Source organism: Stenotrophomonas sp. YJH_SMC_10 (genome assembly GCF_059371555.1).
In genome coordinates, this window is sequence record NZ_JCAFUS010000006.1 from 139,301 (window position 1) to 157,060 (window position 17,760).

Consider the following 17,760-nt stretch of genomic DNA (forward strand, 5'->3'; position numbering starts at 1 on the left):
TGCAGGCATGCGGAGTCGCCAATGCCCTGGCCTTGACGCTATGCTCGGCGTCTTTCCCAGGAAGGGGCCCGTCATGCGCCTGATCGTGCTGTCACTGTTGTTGTCGGTTGTCTCCACAGCACCTCTGAAGGCGGCAGAACCCGCGCCATCCGCACAGGCTGCCGCAACCCCACTGGTGATCGGCGAAACCTTCACCATCGAGTCGAAGGCGCTGGGCGAAACCCGCCGCATCAATGTCTACCGTCCGCAGCCGTGGGGCCTGGACCCGAAGGCGCCGTTGCCGGTGCTGTACATGCCCGACGGCGGCGTCGGTGAGGATTTCCTGCATGTGGCCGGGCTGGTGCAGGTGCTGACCGGCAACGGCAGCATGCGCCCGTTCCTGCTGGTCGGCATCGAGAACACCGAGCGCCGCCGCGACATGACCGGCCCCAGCAGGGACCCGCAGGACCAGAAGATCGCGCCACGCATTGGTGGCTCGGCGGCCTACCGCACGTTCCTGCGCGATGAACTGATGCCGCAGGTGCGCCAGCGCTACCCGACTACCGACGAACGCGCGTTGATCGGCGAGTCGCTGGCCGGACTGTTCGTGGTCGAAACGCTGCTGCAGGAACCGACACTGTTCAACAGCTACATCGCGCTGGACCCCAGCCTGTGGTGGAACCGTGGTGCAATGCTGGCCGGGGCGGCCAAGCAGCTGCCGGCGGTGACGCGTGCGCAGCCGCGCGTATTCCTGGCCAGCAGCGGGCAGCCGGAGCTGGCCGCATCCACTGCACGACTGGCCGAGATCCTGCAGCAGGCTTCGCCGTCGCCGCTGGTGAAGTACCTGCCGTTGCCGGAAGAAACCCACGCTACGATCTATCATCCGGCCGCATTGCAGGCGCTGCGCACACTGTTCCCGGCGCCGCCGGCCTCGCCCTGACCGCGCGTGGCGAGGCGCCGCGCGACGTGTGAGTATGCGGTGGCGACGCCACTCGGGTGCGTCGCCCGCAACGGGAGAGTGTGGATGCAGCGTGTGCGTGGATGGAGTGTGGCGGCCTGCCTGGCCGTGAGTGGCTGTGCGATGTCGGTGGCGCCGCCCGCAATGCAGAATGAAGCGAAGGACAGTGCGCCGACTGCCACGCCAGGTGTGGTGCTGCCGGAGACCGAAGCGCTGCGCGTGCATGACCCGGCGGGGCGCGATTACCCGATCTGGGTCGCACTGCCGGCCGACTATGCGGCGCATCCGGAAAAGCACTACCCGGTGCTGTACGTGACCGATGCGCTGTACAGCTTCCCGCTGGTACGCAGCGTGCGCAACCTGGTCGGGCAGAAGGGCGTCAACATCGAGGATTTTATCCTGGTCGGGCTGCCGCCGCAGGAGGGCCTGACCTCCAAGCAGAGCCGCTCACGCGACTACACGCCCAGCACCCCGGCGCGTACGGTCGATGGCTACTACAGCGACGACGTCGCCTACGGCGGGGCCGCGCACTACCGCGATTTCCTGGCAGCGCAGGTGCTGCCAGTGGTCGATGCGCGCTACCGCACCGATCCCACCCGCCGCATGTTCGCCGGCCACTCCTATGGCGCGCTGTTCGGCGCCTATGTGTTGACCACCCAGCCGGACTTGTTCAGCACCTACATCCTGTCCAGTCCGTCGCTGTGGTTCGACCAGCTGCTGCTGCCACGCATGCAGGACGCCGCCGTCGTCCCGGCGCAGCCCACGCGCGTGCTGTTGTCGGTGGGCAGCTATGAAACGGACAAGCCCGGGCCGCGCTATTCAACCGGCAACGACATGCTGCGCCAGACCGCCGACTTCACCGCCCAGCTTCAGCGCAGCGGCCGCAAGCTGAAGGTGGACAACGTGGTGATCGACGGTGAGGACCACCTGACCGTCTACCCGCGGGCGATCACCCGTGCGCTGCTGGAAGTGATGCCGGGCGAGGGGCCGTATACCGGCGGTTGATGGCCGGTGGCATCCACGCATGGCATGGATACCGGGGTGTGGTGTGGATGAATGCCTTAGGCGGCCTGTGCATCCGGTCCGGTCAATACGCCCACATCGGCGTGCCGGAAGCAGAGCCGGATCGCATCGAGCAGTTCGCTCATGTTGTAGGGCTTGGGCAGGAAATGAATGCCGTCGCGCAACTGGGGCAGCACCGCGTGCTGGTCCATGCCCGACGTCACCAGGATCGGCAGCTGGGGGTGGAGGTTGCGGACCCGGTTGGCGGCCTCGATGCCGCTGATCGGGCCCAGGTTGACATCGGTGAACAGCAGGTCGAAACGTTCGCCGGCTGCCAGCAGGCCCAGTGCCGCTTCGGCAGAGCTCACGCCCACCACATGGCACGCCTGGCTTTCCAGCGCCAAGCGGCTCAGTTCACGGGTTTCTTCTGCGTCCTCGATCAACAGGACGCGGGGCTCAACGTGGCGCTTGGACAGCAACATGACGCGGCAACTCCGGACAACAGGGGGAGCGAAAGGCGCGCAAGTATGCGCAAGCCGGGGGTGATACCGGCGTGCACGGCAAGCTAAGTGGGCGTTACAGGTGCGTCTGGCGCCGGCGGCGCACCTGCCAGGCCAGGACCGCGACCGCCAGCAGGGCGGTGCCGATGCGCAGGCCGGTGGCCTGCCAGCCCAGTGCGACGGCGTCGTCGAGGCTGAACACATTCCAGGCAAGGTTCATCGAAACGTGCAGGACCAGGCCGCACCACAGGGTGTCGCCGTCGAGGTGGTCGAGCCAGGCGAAGATGAAGCCACCGAGGGCGATCACCGCACCGACGAACAGTGCGGTGCCGCCACCATCAAGCCCGCCGAATCCGAGCCAGTGCACCATGCCGAACAACAGCGCCTGCGGCAGCGCGAGCCATGGCCAGGGGGCGCGCACGATCTTCACCAGCAGCACGACGCCGAGGCCGCGGAACAGCACTTCCTCAGCCAGTGGGAACAGGACCGCCAGCATCGTGGCGTCCAACGCGGTCAGCGCGGTGTTCGGCGTGCCGAGCAGCGCCAGTCCCAGCCAGCAGGTCAGGCTGGCCAGCAGCACCCACAACGGTCCGCCCCAGCCGTTTCCGCGCAGCCCGAGGCTGGCCAGCAGGCCCATGCCGCGGGGGCGCAGTAGCAGGGCCAACAGCACTGCCATCAGCACCGCCAGTGCGTTGTCGAGCAGGCTGCCGCCATAGGGGATCGGCAGCGCCGGGATCGGTGTGCCGATGGCCGCGGCGATATCGCGCAGGTTCAGGCCCAGGCCGACGCCGAGCAGGACCAGCAGCACGCGTACGGCGGCGGGCTGGCGGGACAGCACAGTCATGCACGCACCTCCGGCGGAACGAGACCGCAGTGTGCTGCGCGGCAGGTGGGCTGGCACGCGCCGGAAGTCCTTGTGCCATCGGTCATGTGTTGCCGCAGAGTCATCGCCGCGCAGGTAGAGTCGTTACCACACCGACAGGAGCGACGCCGATGCTGTGCCCCGTGTGCAAGACCCAGACCCTGCAGATGGCCGAACGCCATGGCATCGAGATTGACTACTGCCCGAGCTGCCGGGGGGTATGGCTGGATCGTGGCGAGCTGGACAAGATCATCGAGCGTGCGGGTGCGGTTGCTGCAGTACCTCCGCCAGCGCCCGTGCAGGCTCCGCCGGCGTCCGCGCCGCCACCGGTAATGCACCGTGATACCCGCCATCTCGGCCAGCGCTACGAGGACAACCGGGGCCAGGGCTACCGCAAAAAGAAGAAGGACAGCTTCCTGTCGGAGCTGTTCGATTTCTAGCTTGCAGCGTCGAGCCATGCTCGACTGGATGTTGCCGCCGATGGTCGAGCGTGGCTCGACTCTACAGAGACGCGATCATGGCCGCCGCAGGATGAACTCGCGGTCGTGCGTGTCACCGACGATGAAGTCGTACTCGCCGACCTTGCTGCAGCCGTATCGCGCGTAGAAGCGCTGCGCGCCGAAGTTTTCTTCCCATACGCCCACCCACAGGGTGCGGCGGTGCGGCTGATCCAGCCAGGCCATGAACGCGTCCATCAGGCGTGCACCATGGCCGCCGTTCTGGTGTGCGGCCAGGATGTAGAACCGCTTCAGTTCGATGTCGCCCTCGCATGCATCGGCATGGGGCAGGGTGTTGGCGCCGGCAGCCAGATAGCCGACCACGGCGTCACCGTCCATCAGCAGCCAGATCGCGCTGCGTGGGTCGGACAGTTCGGTGCGCTGCGGTTCGCTGCTGTAGTGCGTCTGCAGGAAATCATGCAGCTCCTGCGGCGGATAGGAATCGCCCCAGGTTTCGTTGTAGGTGGCGATCGCGATGGCCGACAGGGCGTCGACATCGGCCAGGGTGGCGCGGCGGATCTGCAATGACATGGGGGTGCCTGCAATGGAGCGTGGCGCAGTGTAGCCGGCCCCGGCGGCTGCCGGGGCTGGCCACTGCCTGCGAACCGCTGCTCAGAACCACATGCGCACGCCGGCGACCCAGCGCGTGTCGCGCGCGTGGTCCCCGGCATAGTCGGCGGTGTCGCCAAACGTGCGTTCGTGGCTGATGCCGATGTACGGCGCAAAGCGGCGGCTGAACTCATAGCGCAGGCGCAGCCCGGCTTCGACCTTGTTCAGGCCACGACCAATGCCGTACTCCGGTTCATCCTTGGCCGCCACGGTGGCTTCCAGCAGCGGCTGCAGGATCAGGCGGTTGGTCAGCAGCACGTCGTACTCGACCTCGGCCTTGGCCAGCACTTGGCCACCGGAACCCATGTACAGCGTGGCCGAGCTCTCGAACTTGTACGGCGCCAGGCCCTGGATGCCGAGCGCTGCCCAGGTGCGTGAGTCGGCCGGCCGGAAGTCCTGGCGCACGCCGACCAGCACGTCCCACCACGGCGACACACTGCGGCCATACAGGGCTTCAACCGCCGATGACTCGGTGCGGCCTTTGCTGCGTTCGCCGTCGGTGCGCAGCCACAGGCGGTTGATGTTGCCACCGACCCACCCGGTGGCCTCCCAGGCCTGGCCCGTGCTGTCCTTGCCGTCCCAGTGTTCGAGGCGGTCGATCAGCAGCAGGCTGTTGATCTCCGGCGCGTGCTCCATCGCGCCATGGGCGATCGGCGGGAAGGCCGCAGCGCGGTCAGCATCGGTGGGCACCGGGATGGGTTCGCGCGGTTCGGTGGATGCGGGCGAGGCGGGCGAGGCGTGACCCATTGCTGCGTGGTCCATCATGGAGTGATCCATCGTCGAATGGTCCATCTTCGAATGGTCCATCTTCGAATGATCCATCGTCGAATGGTCCATTTTCGAATGATCGACCGGATCGACCTGTTCGGCCGGCGTTCCCGCGGTCTTCGCCGGTGGCTCCATCGCGCCCATGTCATGCCCGGCATGCGATTGCGCGAACGCCGGCAACGCGGCAGCCAGGCCCAGGGCCAGCAGGCTGGGGGGAAGCAGTGAGCGGCTCATTCTTCGATCCTCACTTCGCGCATCATGCCCGCTTCCATGTGGTAGAGCAGATGGCAGTGGTACGCCCAGCGGCCGAGCGCATCGGCGCGCACGCGATAGCTGCGGCGGGTGCCCGGCGGCATGTCGATGGTGTGCTTGCGCACCTGGAATTCCTCCTGCGCGTTCTCCAGATCGCTCCACACGCCGTGCAGGTGGATCGGGTGCTGCATCATGGTGTCGTTGACCAGCACGATGCGCATGCGCTCGCCGTAGTTCAGTCGCAGTGGTTCGGCGCTGGCGAACGGGATGCCGTCGAACGACCAGGAGAATTTCTCCATGTGCCCGGTCAGGTGCAGCTCGATCTCGCGGCCCGGCTCGCGGCCATCCGGATCCTCGAACAGGCTGCGCATCGCGCCGTAGGTCAGCACCTTGCGGCCGTTGTCGCGCAGGCCGATGCCAGGGTCGTCCAGCTTTGGTTCGGTCGCCGAGCTCTGCATGTCCACCAGCGGGTTGTTGCGCTCGCTGGGCGGGTGCTTTGGCGCCTTGCTGGCGGCATCGCCGCCGCCATGCGCACCGTGGCCCATGCTGGCGCCGCAGCCGCCTTCCATGCCCTTCATCGCGGTCATGTCGTGCCCGCCATGACCGCCACCGCCCATGTCATGCCCCATGTCGCTCATGGTCAGCAACGGGCGCGGGTCGCGTGCGGGGATCGGCGCCTGCAGGCCATGGCGTACCGCCAGCGTGCCGGCGGCGAAGCCGGTGCGGCCCATGTCCTGGCAGAAGATGGTAAACGCGTCCTGGCCGGTGGGCTCGACCAGCACATCGTAGGTTTCGGCGGGAGCGATGCGGAACTCATCGATGCTGACCGGATGGATGTACTGGCCATCGGCGGCGACCACGGTCATCTTCAGGCCGGGAATGCGCACATCGAAGTAGGTCATCGAGGCGCCATTGATGAAGCGCAGCAGTACCTTTTCCCCGCTGCGGAACAGCCCGGTCCAGTTGCCGACGGGCGCCGTACCGTTCATCAGGTAGGTGTAGGTGTGCGCGTTGATGTCGGAGATGTCGGTGGGCGTCATCCGCATCCGGCCCCACATGCCGCGGTCGGAGAGCGCGGCCGACCAGCCGTCACGCTTCGCATCGCGCAGGAAGTCGGGCAGGGTGCGCTTGTAGTAGTTGTCGTGCTCGGCGAGCTTCTTCATGCGCCGGAACAACGCACCCGGGTCCATGTCGGTCCAGTCGGACAGCAGGATCACGTGCTCGCGGTCGTGGTGGTACGGCGCTGGCTCGGCCGGATCGATGATCAGTGCACCGTACAGGCCGGCCTGCTCCTGGAACATCGAATGGCTGTGGTACCAGTAGGTGCCCGACTGCTTAAGCTGGAAGTGGTAGTGGTAGGTCTCGCCGGGGCCGATGCCGTTGAAGCTCAGGCCGGGCACGCCGTCCATGTTGGCCGGCAGCAGGATGCCGTGCCAGTGGATCGAGGTCGGGTGGCGCTCCAGCGTGTTGCGCACGAACAGGTCCACGGTCTGGCCTTCGCGCCAGCGCAGGATCGGTGCCGGCAGCGATCCGTTGACGGTGATCGCCGGACGGGTGCGCCCGGTGAAGTTGGCCAGCGATTCGCCGATGGCCAGTTCGATGCGGGTGTCGCTGAGGACAGCGGGGGCGCCGGCCAGGCGAGGCGTGGCGCGGGCGGCGGCAAGCGCGCGCTGCGGCACGCCGACGGCGGCGATGCCAGCGACCACGCCGCCAGCAGCCAGGCCTTGCACGAACAGGCGGCGCGACGGCATGGGCACAGCGCCCGGACCGGGGGGAATGCGGGTATTCATGGTGGTGACTCCAGACACGTAAAGACGCCGGCAGGCGGCCGGCTGCGGTGCGCAGGGCGCACGATGCGTGTGGAATCAGCCGATGGGAGGGCGCGAGATCGGCGGCAGCGGCGGCGCCGGACGCTCGCTGGCCGGGATCGGCTGCGGGGCCAGCGACAACGCGGGGCCGGCCATGAACGGCAACGGCTGCACGACCAGCAGCGGGTGCTGGGCGCAGCTGCGCACGCAGTCCTTGATCTGGCAGTGGGCGTCGTGGGCGGGGGCCTTGGCCTGCGGGGCCGGGGCGGCCTGCATGCCGGCGTGGTGATGGCAGTCGGCCCCGCTGTCCACCGCAGCGGCGGCCATGGCGTGCGCCATCCGCCCCATGTCCTCGTGGCCACCGGCCATGGCCGCGTTCAGCCCGTTGAGCAACAGGCTGAGCATGAGCACGACACGCAGCAGGGTCGAGGCAAGGGACATGGCGTCAATTTAGCCGCAAGCGGGCGCGGATGCACTTGTTGCTGAATGTCGTGTTCAAGATTGGACCTGCACCAATGTAGCGCCACGCCCGCGCTAGGCGGCTTCTGCGGCAACGGCAGCCGAGCGTGGGCTCGGCTCTGCAGGGCGCCCGGCGTTACCCTTCCTCGCGCACGATCTCGACCAGGCGCGGGCCGTAACGGCTCAGCTTGGTGCCGCCGATGCCGCCGACCCGGGCCAGCGCATCCAGGCTGGTCGGGCGCTGCTCGGCGATGTTGCGCAGGGTGCTGTCGTGGAAGATCACGAAGGCCGGCACGTTCTGTTCGCGTGCCAGTTCGGCGCGCAGGCCGCGCAGCGCGTTGAACAGGGCCAGGTCCTGCGGCAGCACCGACAAGCCGGTGCGCTGCGCACTGCGCTCGCGACCGCTGCTGCTGCTGGCCGGGTCGCGGCGCATGCTGATCTGGCGCCGGCCGGTCAGCACGTCGCGGCTGGCGTCGGTCAGGCGCAGGCCACCGTGGCCCTCGCTGTCCACTTCCAGCAGGCTGGCCGCCACCAGCTGGCGGAACACGCTGCGCCAGGTGCGTGCATCCAGGTCGCGGCCGATGCCATAGGTGCTGAGCTTGTCGTGGCCCTGCTGCTTCACCTTCTCGTTCTCGCTGCCACGCAGGATGTCGATCAGGTGGCCGACGCCGAAGCGCTGGCCACTGCGGTAGACGCAGCTCAGCGCCTTCTGCGCCGGGATGGTCGCATCCCACGAAGCTGGCGGGGTCAGGCAGTTGTCGCAGTTGCCGCAGGGCTGGGGATAGGTCTCACCGAAGCCGGCCAGCAGCACCTGGCGACGGCACTGCATCGATTCGCAGTAGCCCAGCAGGTGGTCGAGCTTGGCCCGCTCCAGCTGCTTGCGTTCTTCACCGGCCTCGGATTGCTCGATCATCTGCTTGAGCAGCACCACATCGCCCAGGCCGTAGCACAGCCAGGCCTCGGCCGCCTCGCCATCGCGACCGGCGCGGCCGGTTTCCTGGTAGTAGCCTTCCATCGACTTGGGCAGGTCGGTATGCGCAACGAAGCGCACGTCCGGCTTGTCGATGCCCATGCCGAAGGCGATGGTGGCGCACATCACGATGCCGTCCTCGCGCAGGAAGCGGCGCTGGTTGTTGGCGCGCACCTCCGGCGGCAGTCCGGCGTGGTAGGGCAGGGCGTTGAAGCCCTGGCCGCAGAGGAATTCGGCGGTCTCCTCGACCTTGCGCCGCGACATGCAGTAGACGATGCCGGCCTCGCCACGATGGCCATGCAGGAAATCAGTCAGCTGCTTGCGGGCATTGTCCTTCTGCACCACGGTGTAGCGGATGTTGGGGCGGTCGAAGGAACTGACGAAGTGGCGCGCTTCCTGCAGGTCGAGGCGCTCGGCGATCTCGCGCTGGGTCGGCGGATCGGCCGTGGCGGTCAGCGCGATCCGCGGGATCTGCGGCCAACGCTCGTGCAGCACGGTCAGCTGGCGATATTCGGGGCGGAAGTCATGGCCCCACTGCGACACGCAGTGCGCTTCGTCGATGGCGAACAGGGCGATGCGGCTGCGCGACAGCAGCGACAGGAAGCGGCCGGTCAGCAGCCGCTCGGGGGCGACATAGAGCATGTCCAGCTCGCCGGCAAGCAGTTCGCGCTCGACGCGGCCGGCGGTCTCGGCATCCAGGGTTGAATTCAGGTACTCGGCACGCACGCCCAGCTGGCGCAGGGCTTCGACCTGGTCCTGCATCAGCGCGATCAGCGGCGAGATGACGATGCCGCAACCGTCACGCAGCAGGGCCGGCACCTGGTAGCACAGCGACTTGCCGCCGCCGGTGGGCATCAGCACCAGGGCATCGTGACCGGCAGCGACGTGCTCCACGATGTCCTGCTGGGGACCACGGAAATCGTCGTAACCAAATACGCGTTGGAGCAGGTCGTGCGCGGGACGGGAAGGCATCCGGCTAGTTTACCCCGGCGGGGGAGTCGACAGGGCTGCGCCCTGGGAACGCGCCATCGCATGCGCGCTGCCGCTCCCACGGTTCGCTGCGCGAAACGCGGGCCCCACTTACCAGCTCCCAGACCCCCGCCGCTTCGCGTCCGCCCCCTGACTCAGGGGGCTCTCCCCCAGACCTGGCCCGGTGGCGGGTAGATCCACGCCATGCGTGGATGAAATCTGTCAGATATCGACAAACAAAATGGGGTCGGATCCGTTTTCCGTCGGAAAACGGATCCGACCCCAATGGCTTTGCCGGCAGATCGCGGAAATCTGTCGAAGGCGGGGTGGGTCCGGTGGCAGGGGTGTCCGCGGCATGGATGCCGCGGCCAAGCCCCCAAGGACGGGTTTACGGCGTCCCCTGCCACCGGGCCCACCCCGCCTACCCTCAGGAAACCCGCTTCTGCTGTTGCTGTTGCCGGCCAGCGGCCGGCACTACCGCGGGTGCAGGGCGCAGCCCTGCCGAGCCCCCCAAACTCTTACTGCAGCAGCGAGCGCAGCATCCAGGCATACTTCTCGTGGGTCTGCAGCCGCTGGGTCATCAGATCCTCGGTCGGGGCGTCGTCACCCTTGGCCGCCACCTCCAGCACTTCACGTGCCGTACGGCAGACCGCTTCGTTGGCGACCACCAACTGGCGTACCATTTCCCGCCAGTCCGCGCTGTCGGTCAGGCCCGGTTCCTCGGCGATCGAGGTCAGCGCAGCGAATTCCCGGTAGGAGCCCGGGGCATTGAAGCCCAGCGCGCGGATGCGCTCGGCCACATCGTCCAGTGCCGCCCACTGCTCGGTGTACTGCGTCTCGAACATGGTGTGCAGCGAGTTGAACATCGACCCGGTCACATTCCAGTGGAAGTTGTGCGTCTTCAGGTAGAGCGTGAACGCGTCAGCCTGGAAGCGCGACAGACCGTCGGCGATCTTCTTGCGGTCGCCCTGGGTGATCCCGATATCGATGTTCGGCGCCGACGGTGCCGCCGCTGCAAGCTTCTGCTTGCCGGTCTTGGCCTTGGTCGTGCTCTTGGTCTTCGCCATGGGGTTCCTCCTTGTGGAATCGTTGGCCTTCACAATAAACCGGTCGTGATGACTGGTCGCTTTCAAAGTTTTGAACGAACCGATTGATGAACTCTATCGATAAAAATCCGTCGCCCCGCCTGCGCCAACAGCGTGCCGCCATCGACGGTGCCATGAGCCGCGACCGGGGCCGTTTGCTGGGGATGCTCTCGCGTTGCCAGGCCAAGCCACAGGATGCGGCGCTGGCCGCCACCTTCGAGCAGGCCTTGCAGGCGTCGGTGCAGCGCCGGCAGGTGCGGGCGCAGCAGCAGCCGTCCATCACTCTGGACCCGCAGCTGCCGATTGCGCGTGAAGCCGATGCCATCGTCGGGCTGATCCGCGACCACCAGGTCGTGGTGATCGCCGGTGAAACCGGCTCGGGCAAGACCACCCAGCTGCCGAAACTGTGCCTGGCCGCAGGCCGTGGCCAGGCCGGCATGATCGGCTGCACCCAGCCGCGACGGATTGCCGCACGTGCGGTGGCCAGCCGCGTGGCGCAGGAACTGCAGAGCGAACTGGGCCAGCTGGTCGGCTACCAGGTGCGCTTCAACGACAAGGTCAGCGAAGACAGCCGCATCAAGTTCATGACCGACGGCATCCTGCTGGCGGAGATCGCCAGCGACCGCTGGCTGTCGAACTACGACACGATCATCGTCGACGAGGCGCACGAACGCAGCCTCAACATCGACTTCCTGCTGGGCTACCTGAAGCAGCTGCTGCGCAAGCGCCCGGACCTGAAACTGATCGTCACCTCGGCCACCATCGATACCGAACGCTTCGCCCAGCATTTCGACAATGCGCCGGTGATCAGCGTGGAAGGCCGTACCTACCCGGTGGAAGTGCGCTACCGCGCGCTGGAGGGCGAGGGCGAAGACCAGGGCGAACGCACCGTCAACGACGCCATCGTGTCGGCCATCGACGAGATCACCCGCCTGGACGCGCGCGGCGACGTACTGATCTTCCTGCCCGGCGAGCGCGAGATCCGCGACGCGCACCAGTCGCTGGAACGGCGCAAGTACCGCAATACCGAGGTGCTGCCGCTGTACGCGCGCCTGTCCAACCAGGACCAGGACCGGGTGTTCAATCCCGGGCCGAACCGGCGCATCGTGCTGGCCACCAACGTGGCGGAAACCTCGCTGACAGTGCCGCGCATCCGTTACGTGGTCGATCCGGGCTTTGCCCGCGTCAAGCGCTACAGCCCGCGCAACAAGCTGGATCGCCTGCACATCGAACCGATCTCGCAGGCCAGCGCCAACCAGCGCAAGGGCCGCTGCGGTCGTATCGCCGAGGGCATCTGCTACCGCCTGTACGCCGAAGCCGATTTCCAGGCGCGGCCGGAGTTCACCGATCCGGAAATCCGCCGCTCCAGCCTGGCCGGGGTGATCCTGCGCATGCTGCAGCTCGGCCTGGGCCGCATCGAGGACTTCCCGTTCCTGGAAGCGCCGGACGAGCGCGCGGTAGCCGATGGCTGGCAGCAGCTGACCGAACTGGGCGCGATCGACGCCGAGCGACGCATGACCACCATCGGCAAGCAGATGGCACGCCTGCCGGTGGACGTGAAGCTGGCGCGCATGCTGGTCGCCGCGCAGGCCGCCGGCTGCCTGCGGCCGATGCTGGTGATCGCCTCGTTCCTGGGCATCCAGGACCCGCGCGAACGTCCGCCCGAAGCACGCGGCGCGGCCGACAGCGCGCATGCGCAGTTCGCCGATGGCCGTTCCGAGTTCGTTGGCGTGCTGCGCCTGTGGGATGCCTATCGGCAGGCCCATGAAGACCTGACCCAGTCCAAGCTGCGCGACTGGTGCGGCCGTCATTTCCTCGGCTTCCTGCGCATGCGCGAGTGGCGCGAGCTGCATCGCCAGTTGCGCCTGCTGTGCGAGGAACTGGGCTGGAAGGAAGAGGCCAGCGAGGCGTCGATGGCGCCGCTGCTGGCCGGCAGCAGTGCACCGGCCCCGGCGCGCGATGACGCGGCGGCGGTGAAGGCGACCCGTGGCCAGCTGCACCGCGCCGCACGCCTGGCCCGCGAAGGCAAGGCCGAGGCCGCACCGGCCCCGGTGGCCGTGCGTGCGCAGAAGGAGCAGGCACCGGCGGGAGGGGGTTTCAGCGAACGTGTGCGTGCCGCTGCCTACCAGACCCTGCACCGCGCGCTGGTGGCGGGCCTGCCGACGCAGATCGGCCACCGCACCGAGAAGGGCGATTTCCAGGCGCCGCGCCAGCGTCGCTTCCTGCCGTTCCCGGGTTCGGCGCTGTCCAAGCGGCCGCCGCCGTGGCTGCTGGTGGCCAACCTGCTGGATACGCAGAAGGTGTGGGGCATGACCCTGGCCGCGATCGAGCCGGACTGGGTGATTGCAGAGCTGCCACACCTGCTGCTGCGCAAGCACTTCGACCCGCACTGGTCGCGCGCGCAGGGCCAGGTGCTGGCGTCCGAGCAGATCAGCCTGTTCGGCCTGGTGCTGGCGCCGAAAAAACCGGTGCACTACGGCCGCATCGCACCGGGCGAAGCGCATGACATCTTCGTGCGCCAGGCGCTGGTCACCGGCGAGATCAATACCCGCGCCAGTTTCGTGGCCGACAACCAGAAAGTGCTGGAGATCGCCCGCGAGGAAGAGGCCAAGCTGCGCCGCGCCGGCATCGTTGCCGACGAGGACTGGCAGGCGCGCTGGTACCTGGACCGGGTACCCGCGCAGATCCATTCGGCCGCCGGCCTGGATGCCTGGTGGAAGGGGCTGGCGCCGGAACAGCGCAAGTCCCTGCACTGGTCGCTGGTTGATCTGTTGCCAGGCGAGGGCAGCGAACAGGAGCGCTATCCGAAGTACCTGGCGCTGGGCCAGGCGCGGCTGCCGCTGCATTACCGCTTCGAGCCGGGCGCCGACGATGATGGCGTGACCCTGGACGTACCGCTGCACCTGCTCAACGCGCTGGACCCGGTGCAGCTGGGTTGGCTGGCACCGGGCTTCGTCGCCGACAAGGCCTCGGCACTCATCCGCAGCCTGCCCAAGGCGCTGCGCCGCAACTACGTGCCGGCGCCGGATTTTGGCCGCGCGTTCTACGAAGCGTTTCCGCAGCCCAGCGCGGATGCCATCACCGGTGAGCTGGCGCGCTTCCTGTCACGCGCCACTGGTGCCACGGTGACTGCGCTCGATTTCGAGCCTGGTGCGATCGAGCCGCACCTGCACATGAACCTGCGCCTGCGCGACGAGCAGGGCAAGGTGCTGGCAACCTCGCGGGATCTGGATGCGTTGCGCGCGAAATTCGGTGGCCGTGCCGGCGATGCCTTCGCTGCACGCGCTGGGCGCGAGATGGCAGCCGATGGCCTGCGTACGTTCCCGGCCACGCCGATCCCGCTGCAGGTGCCTGGCGAAGCCGGCGTGCCGGCCTATCCGGCGCTGCTCGACGAAGGCGACAGCGTGGCGCTGCGCATCTTCGCCGACCGCCAGCAGGCGCAGGAAGCGCACCCGTTGGGTGTGCGCCGGTTGCTCGAGATTGCCCTGGCCGACAAGGTGAAGCAGGCCCGCAAGCAGTTGCCGGTCGGTGCCAAGACCGGTCTTCTCTACGCGGCGATCGAATCGCAGGAGCGGCTGCGCGGCGACCTGGTCGATGCGGCGATGAATGCAGTGCTGGCCGAGGGCCTGGAGGAAATCCGCGATGCGACGGCGTTCGAGCAGCGTCGCGAACACGCTGCCAAGGCCCTGTTTGGCGAGGCGATGTCGCGGCTGAAGCTGGCCGAGACCATCCTGGCGTTGGTGGCCGAACTGAAGCCGATGCTGGAGGCGCCGCTGATGGGCTGGGCGCGCGGCAACCTGGACGACATGGAAGCGCAGCTGGCCGGGCTGATCCACCCCGGCTTCCTGCGCGACACGCCGGCCGACGCGCTGGCACAGTACCCACGCTACCTGAAGGCGATGATCCTGCGCACCGAACGCGCCAAACGCGATCCGCCGCGTGACCAGGCGCGCATGCTGGAACTGCATCCGTTTCTGGAAGCGCTGGAGGCGGGCGAGCAGCAGGGCCTGCGTGATCGCCCGCAATGGCAGGCGCTGCGCTGGGATCTGGAAGAGCTGCGGGTGTCGCTGTTCGCGCAGGAGTTGGGCGCGCGCACCGGCATCTCGGCGAAGAAGCTGGCGCAGCGGGTGGCCGCGCTGCGCCAGGCCTGATCGGGCCCCAGGGTCGCCCCATCCGGCGACCCTGGCGGCCAGGCATGAATCCGGCGCGGCCGGAATGCCCGGGCGCTATTTGGTGCGTCGTACCTTCGGCTGCACGTTCACGCCGTCCACCTTCATGTACCAGGCGCCCATCACGCCCGGGCGCATGCTGACCTTCGGGGCATCCTTGCGGCCGCCGGAGTACTGCGTGGCATCGATCTGCTCCCATTCCTGGCCGTTCTGCAACACGTAGCGGTGGCCCTGGCCGAAGCCACGGAACTCGCCCTGCAGGTTGCTTTCGATCGGCTCGCTGCTGCCGAAGTCGAGGAAGCCGCGGTTCTTCTTGATCACTTCCTGGCGGCCTTCTTCGCGCGCGGCGGCGACGGCCTGGGTGGTGGCCGCCTCGACCTTGCCCTGCAGCCAGCGGTTGAGCGTGGCCAGTTCACCGGCACTGAGCTTGTCCAGGCCGGCGGCCTTGAACTCGGCGGGCGACATCTGCTGCTGCAGATCGCCCTCCACCACGCGCTGGGCCAGCGCAGGCGCGGACAGGGACAGCAGCACGGCGGCACAGGCCAGCAGCCGTGGACGGACGCGCGGGGCAATCGAAGGCATGGCGGGTCTCTCCTGGGTATGTTCGCGAGTGTAGCGGCATGTCCTCATGCCGGGTGGTGGTGGCCGCAGTGATTGTCCCTGAACGGTACCGGCGCTAGTGTAGGGCCCTCTGTCTTGCCTGCTCGATGCTGTGAACCGCGCTTCCGTCCCCGGCCTGGATGCCTTGTTGAACCGTCCTTCGGCAGCGGTGCTGCCTGCTCCGCTGCGCCAGGCCCTGCGCGAGCACTGGGAAGCGCCGGCGTGCGACCACCAGATGCGTGCCACCTGGTCGGTGCTGGGCGACACCCTCGACGCGCTGGCGATGCTCTCGGCCGACGAAGGCGCGGTGGTGGCCGCCTTGCTGTTTGACCTGCCGGGCCTGCGTGCCAGCCTGGACCAGCTGCCGCTGGGCAACCACAAGGCGGCGGTGATCGGCCTGCTCGACGGCCAGGATGCCGCCGATCCGGTGTGGGCGCTGCATGCCGGCCGCGAGGCCGGGCGCAACAGTGAAGGCCTGCGCCGGCTGCTGCTGGCGATCATCCGTGACCTGCGCGTGGTGCCGATCCTGCTGGCACGCCAGCTGGCGCGGATGCGTGCGGCCGACAAGCTGGACGACGGGCAGCGCCGCGCACTGGCGCAGCTGACCCGTGACATCCACGCTCCCCTGGCCAACCGCCTGGGCATCTGGCAGCTGAAATGGGAGCTTGAGGATCTGGCGTTCCGCCACCTGGAACCGGAGACCTACCGCCGCATCGCCCGCGAGGTGGACGAAACCCGCATCGCCCGCGAGCGTTACGTCGAGAACGTCAAGAAGGTGCTGTCGCGCGAACTGGTCGCGCAGGGCATCAAGGCCGAAGTGAGTGGCCGGCCGAAGCACATCTACAGCATCTGGCGGAAGATGCAGAAGAAGCGGTTGGCCTTCGACCAGCTCTATGACATCCGCGCAGTGCGGGTGATGGTCGACGATGTCGCTGCCTGCTATGCCGCGCTGGGCGTGGTGCACGCACTGTGGGCACCGGTACCGAGTGAGTTCGACGACTACATCGCACGGCCCAAGGCCAACGACTACCGCTCGCTGCACACTGCGGTGGTCGGTCCGGAAGGGCGCACCATCGAAGTGCAGATCCGGACCCATGAAATGCACTCGCAGGCCGAGCTGGGCGTCGCCGCGCACTGGAAGTACAAGGAAGGCGGCAAGGGCGCCGAGAAGGCCTTTGATCGCAAGATCACCTGGATGCGCCAGCTGCTGGAGCAGGCCCAGGACGGGCAGGGCAATGAACTGGCCGGGGCGCTCGATGCCGAGCTGACCGAGGACCGGGTCTATGCACTGAGCCCGAAGGACGAGGTGCTGGACCTGCCGCAGGGCGCCACCCCGCTTGATTTCGCCTACCAGGTGCACACCATGGTCGGCCACCGCTGCCGCGGTGCCAAGGTCAACGGCCGCATCGTGCCGCTGACCTATCGCCTGCGCAGTGGCGACCGCGTCGAGATCCTGACCGGCAAGGAGGCCGACCCCCGTCGCGACTGGCTGATGCCGGCCAACGGCTTCCTGGCCAGCAACCGCTCGCGCGAAAAGGTGCGCAGCTGGTTCCACAAGCTGGACCGTGCGCGCAACGTGCAGGCCGGCCGCGAGCTGCTCGAGCGCGAACTGAAGCGGCTGGGCCTGCAGCACTCGGACCTGGCCATCGCGGCGAAGAAATTCCATGCCGACAGTGTCGATGACCTGTACATCCAGGTGGCGCTGGGCGATACCGGCCCGAACCAGGTCAGCCGCGCGCTGCTGGAGGCGGAGCGCGCCGCAAGCCAGCCGCCGCCGGCGCCGACCCTGCCGCGGCCGACCGCGCGTCGCGAGAATCTGGGCAAATCGAAGTTCACCGTGCAGGGCGTGGGCAACCTGCTGGTGCAGCTGGCACGCTGCTGCCAACCGGTGGCCGGCGAGCCGATCGTCGGCTACCTGACCCGTAGCCGGGGTGTCACCGTGCATCGTGCAGACTGTGCAGCGCTGGCCCGGTTGGCGGCCACCAGCCCGCAGCGCATCCTGCCGGTGGAATGGGGCCAGGCCGGCGGTGGCTATGAAGTGGACGTGGTGGTCGACGCCGTCGACCGCCGCTGGCTGCTGAAGGACATCACCAACCTGATCGCCCAGGAGGACGCTTACGTGCTCGACATCCACAGCGACAACGTGCGCAACAGCGGCCGTGCGCACCTGCGGCTGCGGCTGAAGGTGAGCGATTACGGCCAGCTGTCGACCCTGCTGGGCAAGCTCGACGCGCTGCCGGGCGTGAGCGAGGCACGTCGCCTCGGCTGAGCTT

The 17,760-nt window shown here is 67.9% G+C and carries 14 protein-coding genes; 5 read left to right on the forward strand and 9 right to left on the reverse strand.

Annotated elements, in window-relative coordinates; all coding sequences use genetic code 11:
* The first annotated feature begins 73 nt into the window (after positions 1-73).
* The gene (locus AC5P9C_RS10380; RefSeq protein WP_343542007.1) at positions 74-919 is read left to right on the forward strand and encodes an alpha/beta hydrolase; all 846 of its coding nucleotides are present in this window, start codon (positions 74-76) and stop codon (positions 917-919) included.
* Between the two features lie 84 nt (positions 920-1,003).
* Entirely contained in the window at positions 1,004-1,942 is a 939-nt protein-coding gene (locus AC5P9C_RS10385) for an alpha/beta hydrolase (RefSeq protein WP_343542009.1), read from the forward strand.
* 56 nt (positions 1,943-1,998) lie between these two features.
* Here the strand turns inward: AC5P9C_RS10385 and AC5P9C_RS10390 are convergent, their stop codons facing one another.
* Positions 1,999-2,421 (reverse strand): response regulator, encoded by a 423-nt coding sequence (locus AC5P9C_RS10390; RefSeq protein ID WP_049469893.1) that lies wholly within the window; start codon positions 2,419-2,421, stop codon positions 1,999-2,001.
* A 94-nt stretch (positions 2,422-2,515) separates the two neighbouring features.
* Positions 2,516-3,283, reverse strand: coding sequence for a CPBP family glutamic-type intramembrane protease (locus AC5P9C_RS10395; RefSeq protein ID WP_343542012.1), 768 nt, complete (start codon positions 3,281-3,283; stop codon positions 2,516-2,518).
* Positions 3,284-3,432: 149 nt separating this feature from the next.
* Between AC5P9C_RS10395 and AC5P9C_RS10400 the strand changes: the two genes are divergently transcribed.
* On the forward strand, positions 3,433-3,741 hold the full coding sequence (locus AC5P9C_RS10400; protein ID WP_164687660.1) for a TFIIB-type zinc ribbon-containing protein: 309 nt from the start codon (positions 3,433-3,435) through the stop codon (positions 3,739-3,741).
* Positions 3,742-3,816: 75 nt separating this feature from the next.
* On the opposite strand, the gene AC5P9C_RS10405 is transcribed toward AC5P9C_RS10400, so the two are convergent.
* From AC5P9C_RS10405 to AC5P9C_RS10430, 6 genes are all read right to left on the reverse strand, one after another.
* Positions 3,817-4,329 carry a GNAT family N-acetyltransferase gene (locus tag AC5P9C_RS10405; protein WP_064239052.1) on the reverse strand — a complete coding sequence of 171 codons (513 nt, stop codon included), beginning with the start codon at positions 4,327-4,329 and terminating at the stop codon, positions 3,817-3,819.
* A gap of 81 nt (positions 4,330-4,410) precedes the next feature.
* Entirely contained in the window at positions 4,411-5,409 is a 999-nt protein-coding gene (locus AC5P9C_RS10410; RefSeq protein WP_343542016.1) for a copper resistance protein B, read from the reverse strand.
* A complete protein-coding gene (locus AC5P9C_RS10415; RefSeq protein ID WP_414615267.1) occupies positions 5,406-7,217 on the reverse strand; it encodes a copper resistance system multicopper oxidase in 1,812 nt (603 codons plus the stop codon). The genes AC5P9C_RS10410 and AC5P9C_RS10415 overlap by 4 nt, the downstream gene beginning before the upstream one ends.
* Positions 7,218-7,292: 75 nt before the next feature.
* A complete protein-coding gene (locus tag AC5P9C_RS10420; protein ID WP_343543608.1) occupies positions 7,293-7,676 on the reverse strand; it encodes a CopL family metal-binding regulatory protein in 384 nt (127 codons plus the stop codon).
* A 154-nt stretch (positions 7,677-7,830) separates the two neighbouring features.
* On the reverse strand, positions 7,831-9,636 hold the full coding sequence (gene recQ / locus AC5P9C_RS10425; protein WP_343543610.1) for a DNA helicase RecQ: 1,806 nt from the start codon (positions 9,634-9,636) through the stop codon (positions 7,831-7,833).
* Positions 9,637-10,151: 515 nt separating this feature from the next.
* Positions 10,152-10,700: a Dps family protein gene (locus AC5P9C_RS10430; protein WP_005410730.1), complete on the reverse strand. Its 549-nt coding sequence runs from the start codon at positions 10,698-10,700 to the stop codon at positions 10,152-10,154.
* 86 nt (positions 10,701-10,786) lie between these two features.
* Here AC5P9C_RS10430 and hrpA point away from each other — a divergent pair, with 86 nt between their 5' ends.
* Positions 10,787-14,869, forward strand: coding sequence for an ATP-dependent RNA helicase HrpA (gene hrpA / locus AC5P9C_RS10435; protein WP_206631991.1), 4,083 nt, complete (start codon positions 10,787-10,789; stop codon positions 14,867-14,869).
* A gap of 75 nt (positions 14,870-14,944) precedes the next feature.
* Here the strand turns inward: hrpA and AC5P9C_RS10440 are convergent, their stop codons facing one another.
* Positions 14,945-15,469 (reverse strand): hypothetical protein, encoded by a 525-nt coding sequence (locus AC5P9C_RS10440; RefSeq protein WP_414615281.1) that lies wholly within the window; start codon positions 15,467-15,469, stop codon positions 14,945-14,947.
* A 130-nt stretch (positions 15,470-15,599) separates the two neighbouring features.
* Between AC5P9C_RS10440 and AC5P9C_RS10445 the strand changes: the two genes are divergently transcribed.
* A complete protein-coding gene (locus AC5P9C_RS10445) occupies positions 15,600-17,756 on the forward strand; it encodes a RelA/SpoT family protein (protein WP_049466499.1) in 2,157 nt (718 codons plus the stop codon).
* The last annotated feature ends 4 nt before the right edge of the window (positions 17,757-17,760 follow it).

Coding starts and splice junctions, on each gene's coding strand:
- AC5P9C_RS10440 (WP_414615281.1), bottom strand. CDS start 15,469: ATGCCTTCGATTGCCCCGCGCGTCCGTCCACGGCTGCTGGCCTGTGCC.
- AC5P9C_RS10415 (WP_414615267.1), bottom strand. CDS start 7,217: ATGAATACCCGCATTCCCCCCGGTCCGGGCGCTGTGCCCATGCCGTCG.
- hrpA (WP_206631991.1), top strand. CDS start 10,787: ATGAACTCTATCGATAAAAATCCGTCGCCCCGCCTGCGCCAACAGCGT.
- AC5P9C_RS10430 (WP_005410730.1), bottom strand. CDS start 10,700: ATGGCGAAGACCAAGAGCACGACCAAGGCCAAGACCGGCAAGCAGAAG.
- AC5P9C_RS10400 (WP_164687660.1), top strand. CDS start 3,433: ATGCTGTGCCCCGTGTGCAAGACCCAGACCCTGCAGATGGCCGAACGC.
- AC5P9C_RS10405 (WP_064239052.1), bottom strand. CDS start 4,329: ATGTCATTGCAGATCCGCCGCGCCACCCTGGCCGATGTCGACGCCCTG.
- AC5P9C_RS10395 (WP_343542012.1), bottom strand. CDS start 3,283: ATGACTGTGCTGTCCCGCCAGCCCGCCGCCGTACGCGTGCTGCTGGTC.
- AC5P9C_RS10380 (WP_343542007.1), top strand. CDS start 74: ATGCGCCTGATCGTGCTGTCACTGTTGTTGTCGGTTGTCTCCACAGCA.
- AC5P9C_RS10410 (WP_343542016.1), bottom strand. CDS start 5,409: ATGAGCCGCTCACTGCTTCCCCCCAGCCTGCTGGCCCTGGGCCTGGCT.
- AC5P9C_RS10390 (WP_049469893.1), bottom strand. CDS start 2,421: ATGTTGCTGTCCAAGCGCCACGTTGAGCCCCGCGTCCTGTTGATCGAG.
- AC5P9C_RS10420 (WP_343543608.1), bottom strand. CDS start 7,676: ATGTCCCTTGCCTCGACCCTGCTGCGTGTCGTGCTCATGCTCAGCCTG.
- AC5P9C_RS10385 (WP_343542009.1), top strand. CDS start 1,004: ATGCAGCGTGTGCGTGGATGGAGTGTGGCGGCCTGCCTGGCCGTGAGT.
- recQ (WP_343543610.1), bottom strand. CDS start 9,636: ATGCCTTCCCGTCCCGCGCACGACCTGCTCCAACGCGTATTTGGTTAC.